At 64.9% G+C, this 16,094-nt stretch carries 15 protein-coding genes; 5 read left to right on the forward strand and 10 right to left on the reverse strand.

The features are described 5' to 3' along the window. Positions 1-89: 89 nt before the first annotated feature. From ccoP to HL671_RS14620, 6 genes are all read right to left on the reverse strand, one after another. Complete coding sequence (gene ccoP, locus HL671_RS14595) at positions 90-962, reverse strand: cytochrome-c oxidase, cbb3-type subunit III (protein ID WP_012042950.1); 873 nt, start codon at positions 960-962, stop codon at positions 90-92. 7 nt (positions 963-969) lie between these two features. Then, positions 970-1,134, reverse strand: coding sequence for a CcoQ/FixQ family Cbb3-type cytochrome c oxidase assembly chaperone (locus tag HL671_RS14600; RefSeq protein WP_041750607.1), 165 nt, complete (start codon positions 1,132-1,134; stop codon positions 970-972). An 18-nt stretch (positions 1,135-1,152) separates the two neighbouring features. Beyond that, positions 1,153-1,887, reverse strand: a complete 735-nt coding sequence (gene ccoO, locus HL671_RS14605) for a cytochrome-c oxidase, cbb3-type subunit II (RefSeq protein WP_172236801.1) — start codon at positions 1,885-1,887, stop codon at positions 1,153-1,155. Positions 1,888-1,898: 11 nt separating this feature from the next. Beyond that, the gene (ccoN, locus tag HL671_RS14610) at positions 1,899-3,545 is read right to left on the reverse strand and encodes a cytochrome-c oxidase, cbb3-type subunit I (RefSeq protein WP_041750606.1); all 1,647 of its coding nucleotides are present in this window, start codon (positions 3,543-3,545) and stop codon (positions 1,899-1,901) included. Between the two features lie 216 nt (positions 3,546-3,761). Continuing rightward, complete coding sequence (locus HL671_RS14615; protein WP_012042947.1) at positions 3,762-4,187, reverse strand: CBS domain-containing protein; 426 nt, start codon at positions 4,185-4,187, stop codon at positions 3,762-3,764. 36 nt (positions 4,188-4,223) lie between these two features. Beyond that, a complete protein-coding gene (locus tag HL671_RS14620; protein ID WP_012042946.1) occupies positions 4,224-5,057 on the reverse strand; it encodes a universal stress protein in 834 nt (277 codons plus the stop codon). Between the two features lie 279 nt (positions 5,058-5,336). Here HL671_RS14620 and fixL point away from each other — a divergent pair, with 279 nt between their 5' ends. The 4 genes from fixL (at position 5,337) to HL671_RS14640 (ending at position 8,741) form a co-directional block, all read left to right on the forward strand. Further along, positions 5,337-6,848, forward strand: coding sequence for a sensor protein FixL (gene fixL / locus HL671_RS14625; RefSeq protein ID WP_172236802.1), 1,512 nt, complete (start codon positions 5,337-5,339; stop codon positions 6,846-6,848). Further along, positions 6,841-7,458 (forward strand): response regulator FixJ, encoded by a 618-nt coding sequence (gene fixJ, locus HL671_RS14630; protein ID WP_012042944.1) that lies wholly within the window; start codon positions 6,841-6,843, stop codon positions 7,456-7,458. Before fixL ends, fixJ begins: the two co-directional genes overlap by 8 nt. A gap of 77 nt (positions 7,459-7,535) precedes the next feature. After that, a complete protein-coding gene (locus tag HL671_RS14635) occupies positions 7,536-7,940 on the forward strand; it encodes a response regulator (RefSeq protein WP_012042943.1) in 405 nt (134 codons plus the stop codon). A 111-nt stretch (positions 7,941-8,051) separates the two neighbouring features. Next, on the forward strand, positions 8,052-8,741 hold the full coding sequence (locus HL671_RS14640) for a helix-turn-helix domain-containing protein (RefSeq protein ID WP_012042942.1): 690 nt from the start codon (positions 8,052-8,054) through the stop codon (positions 8,739-8,741). Between the two features lie 38 nt (positions 8,742-8,779). On the opposite strand, the gene HL671_RS14645 is transcribed toward HL671_RS14640, so the two are convergent. The 4 genes from HL671_RS14645 to HL671_RS14660 form a co-directional block, all read right to left on the reverse strand. Beyond that, positions 8,780-10,099, reverse strand: coding sequence for an MFS transporter (locus tag HL671_RS14645; RefSeq protein WP_012042941.1), 1,320 nt, complete (start codon positions 10,097-10,099; stop codon positions 8,780-8,782). A gap of 98 nt (positions 10,100-10,197) precedes the next feature. Continuing rightward, positions 10,198-10,689: a PRC-barrel domain-containing protein gene (locus HL671_RS14650; RefSeq protein ID WP_049795354.1), complete on the reverse strand. Its 492-nt coding sequence runs from the start codon at positions 10,687-10,689 to the stop codon at positions 10,198-10,200. After that, complete coding sequence (locus HL671_RS14655; protein WP_172236803.1) at positions 10,686-12,887, reverse strand: amylo-alpha-1,6-glucosidase; 2,202 nt, start codon at positions 12,885-12,887, stop codon at positions 10,686-10,688. The genes HL671_RS14650 and HL671_RS14655 overlap by 4 nt, the downstream gene beginning before the upstream one ends. Before the next feature lie 68 nt (positions 12,888-12,955). After that, positions 12,956-14,719, reverse strand: a complete 1,764-nt coding sequence (locus HL671_RS14660) for an ABC transporter ATP-binding protein (RefSeq protein WP_012042938.1) — start codon at positions 14,717-14,719, stop codon at positions 12,956-12,958. A gap of 275 nt (positions 14,720-14,994) precedes the next feature. Here HL671_RS14660 and HL671_RS14665 point away from each other — a divergent pair, with 275 nt between their 5' ends. Then, the gene (locus tag HL671_RS14665) at positions 14,995-16,065 is read left to right on the forward strand and encodes a glycosyltransferase family 4 protein (RefSeq protein WP_012042937.1); all 1,071 of its coding nucleotides are present in this window, start codon (positions 14,995-14,997) and stop codon (positions 16,063-16,065) included. The last annotated feature ends 29 nt before the right edge of the window (positions 16,066-16,094 follow it).

Genomic DNA, 16,094 nt, shown 5'->3' on the forward strand with positions numbered 1-16,094 from the left:
TCTTCTCGCAGTTGCGGCCGAAGGTATGCCCACCTCCGGCCGCTCAGTTGATCCAGCTCAATTGAAGGGAACGTTCCGTTGGATTTCCGTTACTTTCCTCCACCCAGCGAGTGGACATAGACCGCCATCGCCTTGATCGTGGTCGGGTCGAGCCGGCCTTCCCAGGCCGGCATGACGCCGGCGCGACCATTGGTGATGGTCTCGATCAGGGTCGCCTCGTCCGAGCCATAGAGCCAGATCTTGTCCGTGAGGTTCGGCGCGCCGACCTCCGGATTACCCTTGGCATTGTCGCCATGGCAGGCGACGCAGTTCTCGGCGAAGATCTTGGCGCCCGCCTTGGCGTCGTAGCCCTGCCGGGTCGGCAGGCCCGCCAGCTCGCGGACATAGTTGGCGACCGTGACGATCTCCGCCGGCTTCAGGACACCGTCCTTGCCGAAAGCGAGCATCTGGCCTTCACGGGTCTTCGGATGGCCCGAGCGCACGCCGTACAGCAGGGTCTGCTGGATCTGCTCCAGCGAGCCGCCCCACAGCCAGTCGTCGTCGTTCAGGTTCGGGAAGCCCTTGGCGCCGGCCGCACCCGTGCCGTGGCAGGCGGCGCAATTGTCGCCGAACACGGTCTTGCCCTTGGCGCGCGCCAGGGCGAGCATCTGCGGGTCCTTCTCGATGTCGGCGAGCGAGGCAGTGGCCAGCGCCGCCATCTTGGCGCCGCGGATCTTCTCGAGATTGGCGAGCTCGACCGCCACGTCCGCGCGGGACGAGTAGCCGAACAGGCCCTTGGTGTTGCTGGAGATGGTCGGCCAGGCCGGATACACGATCCAGTAGCCGATCGCCCAGATGATGGTGATGTAGAAGGTGATCACCCACCACCGCGGCAGCGGGGTGTTGAGCTCCTTGATGCCGTCCCAGGCGTGGCCCGTCGTGGCGGTGCCGGAGACGCTGTCGACTTCGGTATGGTCAGCCATGATGAGTTTACTCCTCCCGCAACGGCATGCTCGCCGCCTCATCGAAAGCGGCCTTGTTGCGAGGCCAGAGGGCATAGGTCACGATCGCAATGAAGATCGCGAAGAAGATTGGGGTCCACAGCGTCGTCACGAGTGACGACGCGATGTTTTCGACTGCAATGATGGGCTTCATGATGCTCGCCTCTCGATCTCAGCGCAGATTGGCTTTTTCGTTGTAGATCTTGAAGTCGACGAGCGTGCCGAGCATCTGCAGGTAGGCCACCAGCGCATCCATTTCCGTCGGCGCTCCCGCCTTGCCATCGAAGTTGCGCACCACGGCCTTCGGATAGCGCTTGGTGAGCGCCTCCGCACCGGCACCGTCCGGATCGACCTGCGCCTTCAGGTCGGCGGCGGCGTTGGCGATCTGGTCGTCGGTGTAGGGCACGCCCACCGCCCGCAACGTCTTCAAGTGATCGGCGACGTTGTCGGCGTTCAGCTCGGTCTCCTTCAGGAAGGGATAGCCGGGCATGATCGACTGCGGAACGATGGCGCGCGGGTTGGTCAGGTGGGTGACATGCCAGTCGTCGGAGTATTTGTTGCCGACGCGGGCGAGGTCAGGACCGGTGCGCTTGGAGCCCCACTGGAACGGGTGGTCGTACATGCTCTCCGCGGCAAGCGAGAAGTGGCCGTAGCGCTCCACTTCGTCACGCAGCGGACGCACCATCTGCGAGTGGCAGAGATAGCAGCCCTCGCGGACATAGATGTTGCGGCCGGCCAGCTCGAGCGGCGTGTAAGGACGCACGCCGTCGACCGCCTCGATCGTGCTCTTCAGGTAGAAGAGCGGAGTGATCTCGACGAGGCCGCCGATCGCGATCACCAGCAGGATGCCGATGACCAGGATGATCGAGTTCTTCTCGAAGACTTGGTGTCGTTGCCAGAATGACATGGTTGGATACCTCACTCCGCCGGCTGAAGGGCGACGGGCGACTGAACCTCTTCCTCACCGACACGGACCGTCATCCAGAGATTGTAGGCCATGATGAGTGAGCCGATCAGGAACAGCGCGCCACCAGCGGCACGGATAATGTAGAAGGGATGCATCGCCTCGACGGTCTCGATGAAGGAGTATTCGAGGAAGCCGAGCGCCGTGTAGGACCGCCACATCAGACCCTGCAGGATGCCCGAGACCCACATCGCCGAGATGTAGAGCACGATGCCGAGCGTGGCCGTCCAGAAGTGCCAGTTCACGAGCTTGAGGCTGTAGAGACCCTTGCGGTTCCAGATCCAGGGCACGAGGCAGTACAGCGCGCCGAAGGACACGAAGCCGACCCAGCCGAGCGCACCGGAATGCACATGACCGATGGTCCAGTCGGTGTAGTGGCTGAGCGAGTTGACCACCTTGATCGACATCATCGGACCTTCGAAGGTCGACATGCCGTAGAAGGCGACCGACACGACCAGCATGCGCAGCACGGGGTCAGTCCGCAGCTTGTCCCACGCCCCCGACAGGGTCATGAGGCCGTTGATCATGCCGCCCCAGGAGGGCATCCACAGCATGATCGAGAAGGTCATGCCCAGCGTCTGGGTCCAGTCCGGCAGCGCCGTATAGTGCAAGTGGTGCGGGCCGGCCCAGATGTAGAGGAAGATCAGCGCCCAGAAGTGGATGATCGACAGCCGGTACGAATAGACCGGACGCTCCGCCCGCTTCGGGATGAAGTAGTACATGATGGCGAGGAAGCCGGCGGTCAGGAAGAAGCCGACCGCGTTGTGGCCGTACCACCACTGGAACATCGCATCCTGCACGCCGCCCCAGGCGATGTAGGACTTCGAACCGAAGAACGACACCGGAAGCGCCGGGTTGTTGCCGAGATGCAGCACCGCGATCGTGACGATGAAGGCCAGATAGAACCAGTTCGCCACGAAGATGTGCGGCTCCTTGCGCTTGATGACCGTCACCAGGAACACCAGCAGGTAGACCACCCAGACGATCGTCAGCCACAGATCCGAATACCATTCGGGCTCGGCGTACTCCTTGCCCTCGGTGACGCCGAGCAGGTAGCCGGTGCCCGCGATCAGGATGAAGAAGTTGTAGCCGATCACCACGAACCAAGGGGCGAGATCGCCGGCGAGCCGGACGCGGCAGGTGCGCTGCACGACGTAGAACGACGTCGCCAGCAGCACATTGCCGCCGAACGCGAAGATCACCGCCGAGGTGTGCAGCGGCCGCAGGCGGCCGAAGCTGGTCCAGGGCAGGTCAAAGTTCAATGCCGGCCAGGCGAGCTGCGAGGCGATGATGAGGCCGACGGCAAAGCCGGCGATGCCCCAGAACATGGCCATGAAGGAGGAGAACTTGATCGGCCCGAGATTGTAGTTCGGCCGGCCGTTGATCTCCTGCGGCGGCAGCTCGCCACGCTCGAAATAGCGGTTGAGAATGAAGAAGACGGACGCCGCGCTGGCGGCAGCCGCGAGCGAGGCGTGGAACGCGAAGGCCGTATCCAGCGCCTTCGCCGCAGCGAAGACGCACAAGAAGGCGGTGACGGCGAAAGTCAGCGACAAGCCGCTTTCGCCGATGGTCATTGATTTTGTGGGTGAGGACGCGCTCATGCGGAATCTCGCTGAAAGAACACGAGCCCAGCAACCATAATCGTTCACACGTGGAATTGATCGAAATCAAGTTTGCGACCGGTTCGCCGACAACAGGCCGCGCGCGGACCGATTAAGCACGCATGAAGCACGCAAACGCATCGTCCCGCGCGCCGTCATGCGTGCGGGACGATGTGGTCTTAGACTTCCGTATCAGTTCCAGCCGAGCGGCCGCCGTCAGTCCTTCGCGGCCGCCGCGAGCGCCCGAACTATGTCCTCGCGGGCGACGATCCCGACCAGGCGGTTGTTGCCGTCGGTCACTGGAAGACTGCGGATGCGATGCTCCACCATCAATTGCAGCACCCGCGTCAGCTTCGTATCCGGCCGGACATAGATGAACTCGGACGTCATTACGGTGGCGACGGTGCGGTCCATCAGATCGCTGTAGCGGGGCAGCATCTGATTCGGCGTGAACGCGAAGCATCTCAGGATGTCGAACTTGGTGACGATGCCGATCACCTCGTCGTTCTCGACGACGGGATAGGTGTTGAAATCGTCCCGGTCGAACATGTCACTCAGCTCGCGGATCGTCGTGTCCCGGGTCACGGTCGTGACGTTCCGCGTCATGTAGGTGCCGGCGGTTTCCTCGAGAAATCTGTACAAGGCGGCGATCCTGTTCTCGGATGAAGCGGTTGAGTTTCAGTGCGACAGCAGCACGCAACGCTCGGTGCGCGTCACCAGATGCTCGGTGACGCCGCCGAGCACGAGCTCGCGGAAGCGCGAATGACCGTAGGCGCCGGCAACGACGAGGCCGGCCGAGACATCGGCGGCAACGGCATCGAGCTTGGCCGCGACGTTGCGCCCCTGCCCCGGCTGCTCGACCCGGGCCGATGCGACGATCTGATGACGGCCGAGCCAAGCGACCACGTCATCCAGGCGCGCCTCGCAGGCATCGTATTCTGATGTGTTTTCGAGGATCTCGGTTACGACGACGTCGGTCGCCTTGGCGAGCAGCGGCAGCGCATCGACCAGCGCGCGACGGGCCTCGGGGGTCTCCTTCCAGGCGACGAGGACCGTCGAGAGGTCGAGCCAGGTCGCATTGTCCGGAACCACGAGCAGCGGTCGCCCCGCTTGCATCACGAGATCCTTGGGGCTGGCGACCGCGAATGCATCGGACACCCCGGGAGGAATGCTCCCGGTCACCAGGATGTCGGCGGCGCGGGCCTGCGCCAGAACGTAGCGGACCGGGAAATCCAGCGCCGCACGCCAGCTCAATGGCGCCGCGCGCCCCCCGACCACCGAGCGGAAGTGCTGCTCAAGCTCACCAAGCCGCGTCTGCAGCGCGGCCTCGCCTTGCTCGATCAGATCCTGGGCCTGCTCCCCGGTGGTGAAATACAGCGGCGGGGTAAATTCCGCGGCCGCCACGCCGATCACCCCGGCCTCGAAGCGCGCCGCCAAGTCGCCGGCGACCTGGAGACGGGCTTCATTCGGCTGGCTGAGCGCTAGGCTCACCATGACAGTCGCGAACGTCATCCCGCGTCTCCAAACATTGCTTCCATGCAGCTCATAGAGGTGAAATCCCCCGCCGTGATGAGATAGATCAATGTGCGGCTGCGGAGCCCGCCGGTCGAGGTGAACCGTGGAACTTGCGGAAAACCGGGGAAACCCTTGAATTGTCGATCCAAAGTTTACGCCAACCCTGCGTTGCGGCTGCTAAATCTCGTGTAGAATACCGGTGCGGCCCCTCCCCGCACCGCCTGTTCACGGCAATCCAGCTTCGGCCATTATGGCGAATCGATTGAAAGTCTAGAAGTGCGCGGCGTCACCCAACCTTTTCCCGATGCGGCGGCCCGGCCAGAGGACGCCAATGCGCTCGGCTTCGGCGCCTGGGATCTCGACCTGGCCACCGGCGATTTCTATTGGTCGGCCACCACCCGGAAGCTGTTCGGAGTGGGGGCCGATGACCCGGTCACGTTCGCGGTCTTTCTTGCGCTGCTCGCGCCGGAAGATCGTGCGGCTGTCGAAGCGGCGATCGAGCATTCCCGCCAGCAGGGCACCGGCTTCGACATGTCGTTCAAAGTGCCCGGCGGCGATCACTGGATTCGCGTGCTGGCCGGCGTGGTGCCCGACGCGGCCGACAAGCCGCGACATCTTCGCGGCATCGCGCTCGATATCGACCAGGAGAAGCGACTGGAAGAGGCGCTGCGGCTGCGGGAACAGCATTTCCGCTCGATCCTGGACACGGTGCCCGACGCGATGATCGTGATCGACGGCAGCGGCATCATCCAGTTCTTCAGCACCGCCGCCGAGCGCATGTTCGGCTACACCGAGAAAGAGGCGGCCGGCCTCGACGTCAGCGAATTGATGCCGGAGCCGGACCGGTCGCGTCATGCGGGCTATCTCACCCGCTATCATTCGACCCGCGAGCGCCACATCATCGGCATCGGCCGGATCGTGACCGGCCGGCGCCGCGACGGCACGACCTTCCCGATGCATCTGTCGATCGGCGAGATGCAATCCGGCGGCAAGCCCTATTTCACCGGCTTCGCCCATGACCTCACCGAGCACCAGCAGACCCAGGCACGCTTACGCGAATTGCAGTCCGAGCTGGTTCATGTGTCGCGGCTGAGCGCCATGGGCGAGATGGCCTCGGCGCTAGCGCATGAGCTGAACCAGCCGCTGGCGGCCATCAGCAACTACATGAAGGGCTCGCGCCGGCTGCTCGCCGGCAGCAGCGACCCGAACACCGGCAAGATCGAAAGCGCCATGGACCGCGCTGCCGAGCAGGCGATTCGCGCCGGCCAGATCATCCGCCGGCTCCGCGACTTCGTCTCGCGCGGCGAATCGGAAAAGCGGGTCGAGAGCCTGTCCAAGCTGATCGAGGAGGCCGGCGCGCTCGGACTCGCCGGCGCCCGCGAACAGAACGTCCAATTGCGCTTCCAGCTCAACCCGGATGCCGATCTGGTTCTGGCCGACCGCGTGCAGATCCAGCAGGTGCTCGTGAACCTGTTCCGCAACGCCCTGGAGGCCATGTCGAACGCTCCACGACGGGAACTGGCCGCGACAAACCGCCGGATCAGCGACGACTTGATCGAGGTCGCGGTGTCCGATACGGGAACAGGCTTCCACGACGACGTCATGCCCAACCTTTTCAAGACCTTCTTCACAACCAAAGACACCGGAATGGGAGTCGGGCTTTCCATCAGCCGTTCCATCATCGAGGCCCATGGCGGGCGCATGTGGGCCGAGAACAACGAGGCGGGTGGCGCGACATTCCGCTTCACCCTGCCGGCGGCTCCAACCAGGGTTGAGCATGATGGCTGAACGGGCCAAGGTCTATGTGATCGATGACGACGAGGCGATGCGGGATTCGCTCAACTTCCTGCTCGATTCCTCCGGCTTCGAGGTGGTTCTGTTCGAGCACGCGCAGTCGTTTCTCGAGCACCTGCCCTCGCTCAGCTTCGGTTGCGTGGTGTCGGACGTACGGATGCCCGGCATTGACGGCATCGAACTGCTGAAGCGCATGAAGGCGGCTGGCAGCAGCTTCCCGATTCTGGTGATGACCGGCCATGGCGACGTCCCGCTCGCGGTCGAGGCGATGAAACTCGGCGCGGTGGACTTCCTCGAAAAGCCGTTCGAGGACGAGCGGCTCGTGGCGATGATCGAGACGGCAATCCGGCAGGCCGAGCCGGCGGCGAAGAACGAATCGATCACGCAAGACATCCTCGGCCGCATCGCCAGCCTGAGCCCCAGGGAGCGGCAGGTGATGGACGGATTGATGGCCGGCCTCTCCAACAAATTGATCGCGCGCGAGTACGACATCAGTCCGCGCACCATCGAGGTCTACCGCGCGAACGTGATGACCAAGATGGGCGCGAACAGCCTCTCCGAGCTGGTGCGGCTGGCGATGCGCGCTGGCGCTTTGAAGGATTGAGCTAGATCAAGCGGCCTTGACGGAATCGATTGTAATGTTGTGTCTCGGTTCAACATTACATTCTCGCGGCACGTGCCATGTCGGTTCACACCAAACCCAAGGTCTACGTCGCCGATGACGATGCCGACGTCCTCGGCTCGCTCCGCTTCCTGCTCGAGGCCGACGGGTTTGACGTCCGCACGTTCCGCAGCGGCATCGCGCTGCTCAACGCATCGGATCATGCGCCGGTCGACTGCTTCGTCGTCGATTACAAGATGCCCGAGCTCAACGGCGTCGAGCTCGCCGAACGGTTGCGCAAGCAGGGTGCGACCGCACCAGTGGTGCTGATCACCGGCCATTATGACGACCGGCTGGAGGCGCGCGCAGCAGCCGTCGGCATCCAGGATTTCCTGCTCAAGCCGTTGCTCGACGATAATCTGGTCAAGCGCATCCGCAAGGCGATCGCGAACGAGCATTCGACTACCGCCCAGCGCGCCTCCTGAGGGGCCGATCTACGTATATCTACGTAAGGGAACGTCCTTAAGATAACGGCCGAAATGTCCTTAACGGGAGCCGCCGTGTACCACATCGCCATCCGCCGCAAGGAGATGGTCATGCTCAATCAGCCGGTTACACATTCGGTCGTCACCCCCACCGCCACCGTCCTTCCCTCTCCTGCCGCCAATCCGTTTGCCGAGATCACCGGCCATGCCGGGCTGATCGCCAGCGAGTTCTCGTACAAGAAGGACGAGGAGATCTACGGCGAGGACGAGCCGGCCGAATATGTCTACCAGGTCATCTCCGGCGCCGTGCGCAGCTACAAGCTGCTGTCCGACGGTCGCCGCCAGATCGGCGCCTTCCATCTGCCGGGCGACGTGTTCGGCCTGGAATTCGGCTCCTCTCACCGTCTGGCCGCCGAAGCCATCATCGACACCAATGTGCGCTTGGTAAAGCGTCGCAGCCTCGAACAGGCCGCCAGCGTCGACGTGGCCGTCGCCCGCAAGCTGTGGACGATGACCGCCGGCGACCTCCGCCATGCGGAAGACCACATGCTGCTGCTGGGCCGCAAGACCGCGATGGAGCGGGTCGCGACCTTCCTGCTGGAAATGGACCGCCGCTTGGCCGTGGCCGGCATGATGGCGCTGCCGATGTGCCGCCGCGACATCGGCGACTATCTCGGCCTGACGCTGGAGACCGTCTCCCGCGCGCTGTCGCAACTGCACAGCCAGGGTGTTCTCGGCTTCTCCGGTGCCCGCCAGATCGTGCTGCGCAACCGCCAGCGCCTGCGCAGCATGGACGCCTGAGGCGCCCAGCGGACTCAAGCCCTCCCTTAAGCCTTGCCTCAAGCCCTGCGCGCGTGCTGCCCGGTCTCGGGCATCAGCAGCGCGATCAGGACCAGCCCCGTGAGCGCCACGCCCGATAATCCCAGAAAGGCCGTGGCGCTGCCAAACCTGTCGCTGACGAATCCGGCCACCACGGTCGACAGCGACGCGCCGATTCCGGTCGCGGTCCCCACGATCCCCTGCGCCAGATTGAAGTGACCGCTGCCGAAGGCGACATCGGCCACGGTCAGCGGGATCATCACGGCGAACACCGCGGCAGTCATGCCATCGAAGATCTGCACAGCCACCAGGATGTAGGGGTCGTGCACCACCGCGAACAGCGCGCCGCGAATCGCGAGCGCCGAAAATCCCAGCATCAGGAGTGGCCGGCGGCCATATTGTTGTGCCACCGCACCGACGGACGGCGAGGTCAGCGCGACGATGGCCTGCGGCACGACGATGCAGAATGCGATCAGCATCGGCGCCCATTCGCTGGATTTTGTGGTCACCACCCCTGCCATCAGCGGCAGCATCGCTGCATTGGCGAATTGCAACAGGAACACGCCGAACGCGAACACCAGCAGCGCCCGTTGGCGCAGCAGGCCGAGCAGATTCGACAGCCGCGCGACCTCCCTGTCCTCCTGCACGGCGTGGCCATGCGCCCGCGCGATGTCGATCTCGCGCTCGCGGATCCGCGACAAAGCGATCAGGGTCGGAAAAGCGAGAATGAAAGTGACGAGAAACACCGCACGGCTCGAGAGCAGATAGCCGCACGTTCCCATGATGGCGGCGGCGACGCCGTTGCCGAGCGAGGCGAAGCGCGCGTTGCGGCCGAGACGCTCGGCCATGCCGCGCGGACCGACCAGACCGAGACTGATCGCGGCGATCGCGGGCCCCAGCACGCAGCTTGCGGCCGCATGCAGGGTCGCCGCGCCTGCGACGACCGGAAAGATCGGCCAGACCGCATAAGCCAGCGCGCAGCATCCGATGGCGGCGACGGCGAGCCCCGCCACGCGCCGCTCGGATTTCGCCGCATCGATGATCGCGCCGCCCGGCATCTGTCCGATCAGGCCGACAATGCCGCCGATCGAGAGCACCAGGCCGATCTGCGCCTGGGTCCATTTCTGCGTCGTGAGATAGACGGCGATGAACGGACCGAAGCCGGTCTGTACGTCGGCCAGGAAGAAGATGAACCAGTCGAGCCCGCGCAGGCTCTGCTGCGACGGCGACGGCTTCCCAGAAGGGCCGTGCTCTTGCGCGGTGCCGGCGCGCGCGCCGGCGTCCGTGCCATCTGGCTCGGGCTCGCGGTCGGGCGGTAGGGACGGCCGTGCAATCGGCATCGCTCTCACGGTCTCAATTCATGACGGTCGCGGGACAGAATAGGCCCACCTTGTCCGGAGCACGCTGACGTGCCGGACCGGCGGGCTCACGCATCAACTCAATGATCGAAAATCCAGGGGGACAGCTTGCCGGCGGCGCCGAGCACGACGACGGGTTTGTCCTCCTTGTATTCGGGCGCGGCCTTCACCTGCTCCTTGGTGAGATCCAGCGTGACCTGGTCGCTCTTGTCGGCGATGTGCTTGAAATCGAGCGCAGTCCAATCGACGACGATCTTGCGGCTGCCGACGCCGAGAAAACCACCGAAATCGATCACCGCCGCCCGCACCGTGCCGGTGAGATCGACGATGACGTCGACGATGTGACCCATGTCCTCGCCGGTCGAACTGCGCACGTCGCGGCCGAGCACGCCATGCGCATCGCGCGCGCCGAGGATCGTCACCGAAGGCGGCGGCGCCGGCTCCTTCGTGGGCGGCGTCGGCGACGCCTGCTGGGCATGGCCGGCATTCATCTGCAGGCCCGCGAGCAGCGACAACCCAACGAGGCCGCCGAGCGCGCGAGCGTTGCGGAACCGATGCACAGTCCGCGTCATTGCGCCAGCACCAGCGAGACCTGGATCTGGCCGCGCCGCCGCAGCACCTCCATCGAGATGTCCTCGTCGTGGCGGCGGATGCGCAGATCGATCGTAGAGTTGCCGAGCCGGAGGTCGCGCAGCACCACCCAGTCCAGGAATGCCGGCAGCCGCGGATTGCGCAGGCGGATCTCACCGCGAGCGGCGTCGAACTCGAGCCCGAGGGCCGCCTCGAGCAGGGTGAACGGCGTCGCGCTCGCCCAGGCCTGCGGCGCGCAGGCGACCGGATACAGCGTCGGCCCGCGATGCTTCTCACGGCGGAAGCCGCAGAACAGCTCCGGCAGCCGGCGCAGATCCATGTAGGACGCCGCCTCGAACAGGCCCCCGAACACCTGCTCCACCGCGTGCTTCAGGCCGTAGCGCGACAGGCCGAGCGCAATCAGCGCATTGTCGTGCGGCCAGATCGAGCCGTCGTGATAGGACATCGGATTGTAGCGCACCTCGCCAGAGGCGACGGTGCGGATGCCCCAGCCGGAGAAGAAGTGCGGCCGCAACAGATCGGCGGCGACCCTGCGGGCGCGGTCCTCGCGCACCATGCCGCTGAACAGCAACTGCCCCGCATTCGAGGTGCGCACCCGGCACGGCTGCTTGCTGCCGTCGAGCGCGAGCGCATAGGTGTTGAGATCCTCGCACCAGAAGGCGTCCTCGAACTGCTGCGCCAGCCGCGTGGCCTCCGCCTGCAGCCGTTCGGCCAAATCGGCCTTGCCGAGCCGGCGGGCGCACCGCGCCGCCAGCTGCTTGCCGGCGAAGACGTAGCCCTGCACCTCGGCGAGCGCGATGTAACCCTCGGCCAGCCGTCCGTCGGCATGGAACACGGCATCGTAGGAATCCTTCCAGCCCTGATTGGCAAGACCCTGCTCCGAGGCGCGCTGATATTCGACAAAGCCGTCGCGATCGGGATCGCCGGGACCGTCGATCCAGTGCAGCGCCGCCTCGATCGCCGGCCACAGCTCGCGCAGCGTGTCGATGTCGCCGGTCCGCTCGACATAGAGGCCGGCGAGCAGCACGAACAGCGGCGTCGAGTCGACGCTACCATAGTAGCAGGCGAACGGCACCTCGCGCAGCGCCGCCATCTCACCGCCGCGCATCTCGTGCAGGATCTTGCCCGGCTCGGCGTCGGCGAGCGGATCGGTGGCGTCCGCCTGATGCGAGGCGAGCCGGCGCAGCACGCCGCGAGCGATGCGCGGATCGACCCACAGCATCTGCATCGCCGTGATCAGCCCGTCGCGGCCGAACGTGGTCGAATACCAGGGAATGCCGGCATAGGGATAACGCCCCTCCGGCGTGTCGGTCATCAGGATGTTGAGGTCGGCCGCAGCTTGGCACAGCACCTCGTTGAGGATGTCGTTGGAGGTCTCGATCGTGGTCGCACCATGGGTGCAGCGGCGCATCTCGCGGCGATGCGCGAGCAGGCTGCGGAAGAAGCGGCCCGGCCGTTCGCCGGCCTTCGCATTGCAGCTCACGGCCACGAACAGCGACGTCGATTCCTGCGGCGCGAGATCGAAATGATAGGTCGCGACATCGACCGCAAGCGATGTCGGTCGCGGATCGAAATGCAACGCCGTCGTGCGCGTGACATTGTCGAGCCCGCGATAGTCCAGCACGACATCGGACGGACCGATCAGCCGGCTGGCGCCCTTGCCGCGCCGCGTCCTGACGGCGCCGCGCACCTCGAACAGATCAGCGAAATCATTATCGAAAGCGAGCTTGAGATCGAAGCTGGCGCGCCGGTCGCCATGGTTCTGCACGCCGATGCGCTGATAGGCGGTCCCGCGCCACAGGAAGATCGTGCGCACGATGTGCAGCACGTCCTTCGGCAGCACCAGCCGGCCCTGCTCATAGATGTCGGGATTGGTAAGGTCGACGGTCAACCCCGAATTGTCGTCGCGCAGGCTGGAACCGAGCAGCAGCGGCTGGACCTCGTCGAGCGTCAGTTCCAGCCGCGCGAGATAGCGCGTATCGGCATTGAACAGGCCGTCCGGCCCGCCGGCCGACGCGCCGATGTCGCCATGGCCGTCGAGCACGATGAAGGTGTCGTCGTGCTTGAGCGAGCGCCGTGGCCGCGCCGCCGGTCCCGTCATCGGAATGTAGAATGGCTGCTCGGCGGGCTCGTCGGTTCGGGCGCTCGATGCGAATGCGGTTGCGGGTTCGGCCGACATGTTGACCTCGTGCGATGTTGGAGTGTCCGCGCGGCCGGCCATGGCCGGCGCGGGAAGCGACGCAACGATCAGGCCGCGACCTTGGCCAGCCGGTTCATCTCCTGGGTGACGAGGTCCCGATAGGGTCCCTCTCCCTGCATGAGCCGGTCGGGCGCGCCGTCCTCGATGATCCTGCCCGATCTGAGCACCACCACGCGATCGAAATTCCGCAACGTCGCGAGCCGATGCGCGATCGCGATCACCGTGCGCCCGCGCATCAGCCGGCTCAGCGCCTCGCGGATCGCCTCTTCCGACTCGCTGTCGAGCGCGGCGGTCGCCTCGTCGAGCAGCAGGATCGGCGCGTCCTTGAGGAACGCGCGCGCAATCGCGATGCGCTGGCGCTGGCCGCCAGAGAGCTTGACGCCGCGATCGCCGACCATGGTCTGCAGTCCCTCCGGCAGCGTCTCGACGAAATCGCAACGCGCAGCGATCGCGGCCCGCAACACCTCGTCATCGGTCGCGCTGGGACGGCCGTAGCGGATGTTTTCCAGGATGGAGCGGTGGAACAGCGAGATGTCCTGCGGAACCACCGAGATCGCCTCACGCAGGCTCTGCTGCGTCACCCGGGCAATGTCCTGGCCGTCGATCATGATGCGGCCCGCTTGCGGATCATAGAACCGTTGCAGCAGGGTGAACAGGCTCGACTTGCCGCCGCCGGACTGTCCGACGAGGCCGACGCGCTGGCCCGGCTGCAGCCGCAGCGAGAAGTTCTCGAACAGCTTGTTGCCGCCGGGATAGTGGAAGGTGATGTTGTCGAAGGCGATGGCCGCACCGCTCTTGACCAGCGGCTCGGCGTCCGGGTGATCGCGCAGCTCATGCGGCTGCAGCAAAGTCGCAATCGCCTCGCTCATGCGCGCGACATGCTGGGTGACATCGACCAGCGCCACCGCCAGATCGCGGGTGGCGTTGAGAATGCTCAGGCCGAGCGTGCACACCAGAACGACGTCGCCGGTGGTCGCCCCGCCCCGCTGCCACAGCGAGATCGCCCAGGCCATCAGCGCCACGGTCAGCACGATCGTCACCGTGGCGTGCAGGATCCGCAGCTTCTCGAGATAACGCAGGCTGCGCCCGCGGGCCTCGAGCTCCTTGTTCACGGTCGCGTCGAATCGGTCGTGCTCGTGACGCAGACCGCAGAATGCGCGGACCAGCGGCATGTTCGAGATCACATCGACCATCTCACCGTCGACCATCGCTGCCTTGTCTGCGAAATCATCGTGCAGCGGTTTGCCCGCCGCCGCAAGCCGGAACATCGCCAGCACCATCATGGCCGCGATCAGCAGCAGCGCGATCGCCATCGCTCCGCTGACGGTTCCGATCAGGGCGATCGCCGCCACCGTCGCGAGGCATGGCGGCAGCACGTTCCAGACGAACATGTTCTCGACCGTGAACACCGCATTCGATGTCGCCGTGATGCGGCTCGACAGCATGCCCGGCAGACGGTCGCCGAAATAGCTCGGCGAATGGCCGGTGAGATGCCGGAAGATATCGCGCCGAAGATCGCCTGTGACGCGCACGAAAGTGAAGCTCGCGATCCAGCTGGCGACACGCCAGAGGATGTTGTCGGTCGCGATCAGCGCCATCAACAAGGCGAATGCCGCCCAGACGCGGCCATTGCCACCTGGTCCCGCGGAAAGGCTGTCGACCAGCGCCTTGACGCCGTATTGCGTGCCCACCGAGCAGGCCACTGCGCCGATCACGGATAAGAGAATGACGAGATGGGATACCGGACGCATGCGCAGATAGCGCATGACGAACGGAAACGGCCGGTGCGCGTAGCCTGAGAGCTGATCCATTGTCTTCCTGTGCAGTGAGCTGGTGGTGGCGACACCTGTTGCGGCCAATGAACGATGAACGGTTTCTCCGGTTCCGGCATACCGGCCGTCAAGTTCATGCGGTGACAGCGTTGGAGATCGTGGATGGCATCATTGAGACGCGGAGGAACACGTTGTCTCGAATAAAGAGTGATCGCCTGAGGGGAACTTCGCAGATGCGACAACGTTCCAGCTACGGCTGTGCCGGTGCCTTCGATCGGGGACGTCAGCGAACATCACAAATAGGAGACGATGAGATGCGCATTGCGCAGGTTGCTCCATTGACGGAGGCCGTGCCTCCGAAGCTCTACGGCGGCACTGAGCGGGTCGTGCACTGGTTGACCGAAGAGCTCGTTGCCCTCGGACACGACGTCACGCTGTTCGCCAGCGGCGATTCCCAGACCTCGGCAAAGCTCTCGCCGACGTGGCCGAAGGCGCTGCGCCTCGATGGTTCGGTGCGCGATCCCAACGCGCTGCACATGGTGATGCTGGAAGGCGTACGGCGGAAATGCGACGATGAGGAGTTCGACATCCTCCATTTCCATCTGGACTATTATCCGTTCTCCCTCTTCCAGCGCCAGCCGACGCCGTTCCTGACCACGTTGCACGGCCGCCTCGATCTGCCCGAGCACCAGCCGGTGTTCTCCATGTTCAAGGATGTTCCCGTCGTCTCGATTTCGGACGCGCAGCGCCGTCCCGTTCCGAATGCCAACTGGGTCCGCACCGTCCTGCACGGATTGCCCGGAAAGCTGCTGATGCCGAAGCCGGTAACGCCGAGCTATCTCGCTGTGCTCGGGCGGATCGCGCCAGAGAAGGGCGTCGACCGCGCCATCAAGATCGCCATGCGCTGCGGCGTGCCGCTCAAGATCGCGGCCAAGGTCGATCGCGCCGACCAGGACTATTACGATCAGCTGATCTATCCCTTGATCAATGGCAACCCGCTGGTCGAATATATCGGCGAGATCGGCGACGATGAAAAGCCGGAGTTCCTATCGGGCGCGGTCGGCCTGTTGCTGCCGATCGACTGGCCGGAGCCGTTCGGCCTCGTGATGATCGAAGCGATGGCCTGCGGAACGCCCGTGATCGCCTATAATCGCGGCTCGGTCCCCGAAGTGATCGATGACGGCATCACCGGTTTCATCGTCGAGGACGAGCTCAGCGCCGTCGCCGCGGTCAATCGTCTCGCCGGTCTCAGCCGCGCCCGCGTGCGTGAGCAATTCGAGAGGCGCTTCACCGCGCGGCGCATGGCGCTCGACTATCTCGCCGCCTATCGCGGCCTGATCGACCGCGCCGAGCCGCGCATCAGGCTGGTCAGCAGCGCGGAATAGCAGCATGGAGACCGGGCGATTGCCCCCGG

The organism is Bradyrhizobium denitrificans (genome assembly GCF_013179005.1).
In the GTDB taxonomy this organism is placed as follows: Bacteria; Pseudomonadota; Alphaproteobacteria; order Rhizobiales; family Xanthobacteraceae; genus Bradyrhizobium; species Bradyrhizobium denitrificans.

Coding starts and splice junctions, on each gene's coding strand:
- HL671_RS14640 (WP_012042942.1), top strand. CDS start 8,052: ATGCTCAATCAGCCGGTTACACATTCGGTCGTCACCCCCACCGCCACC.
- HL671_RS14650 (WP_049795354.1), bottom strand. CDS start 10,689: ATGACGCGGACTGTGCATCGGTTCCGCAACGCTCGCGCGCTCGGCGGC.
- fixJ (WP_012042944.1), top strand. CDS start 6,841: ATGGCTGAACGGGCCAAGGTCTATGTGATCGATGACGACGAGGCGATG.
- HL671_RS14600 (WP_041750607.1), bottom strand. CDS start 1,134: ATGAAGCCCATCATTGCAGTCGAAAACATCGCGTCGTCACTCGTGACG.
- HL671_RS14655 (WP_172236803.1), bottom strand. CDS start 12,887: ATGTCGGCCGAACCCGCAACCGCATTCGCATCGAGCGCCCGAACCGAC.
- HL671_RS14620 (WP_012042946.1), bottom strand. CDS start 5,057: ATGACGTTCGCGACTGTCATGGTGAGCCTAGCGCTCAGCCAGCCGAAT.
- ccoP (WP_012042950.1), bottom strand. CDS start 962: ATGGCTGACCATACCGAAGTCGACAGCGTCTCCGGCACCGCCACGACG.
- HL671_RS14635 (WP_012042943.1), top strand. CDS start 7,536: ATGTCGGTTCACACCAAACCCAAGGTCTACGTCGCCGATGACGATGCC.
- HL671_RS14665 (WP_012042937.1), top strand. CDS start 14,995: ATGCGCATTGCGCAGGTTGCTCCATTGACGGAGGCCGTGCCTCCGAAG.
- ccoO (WP_172236801.1), bottom strand. CDS start 1,887: ATGTCATTCTGGCAACGACACCAAGTCTTCGAGAAGAACTCGATCATC.
- HL671_RS14660 (WP_012042938.1), bottom strand. CDS start 14,719: ATGGATCAGCTCTCAGGCTACGCGCACCGGCCGTTTCCGTTCGTCATG.
- ccoN (WP_041750606.1), bottom strand. CDS start 3,545: ATGAGCGCGTCCTCACCCACAAAATCAATGACCATCGGCGAAAGCGGC.
- HL671_RS14645 (WP_012042941.1), bottom strand. CDS start 10,099: ATGCCGATTGCACGGCCGTCCCTACCGCCCGACCGCGAGCCCGAGCCA.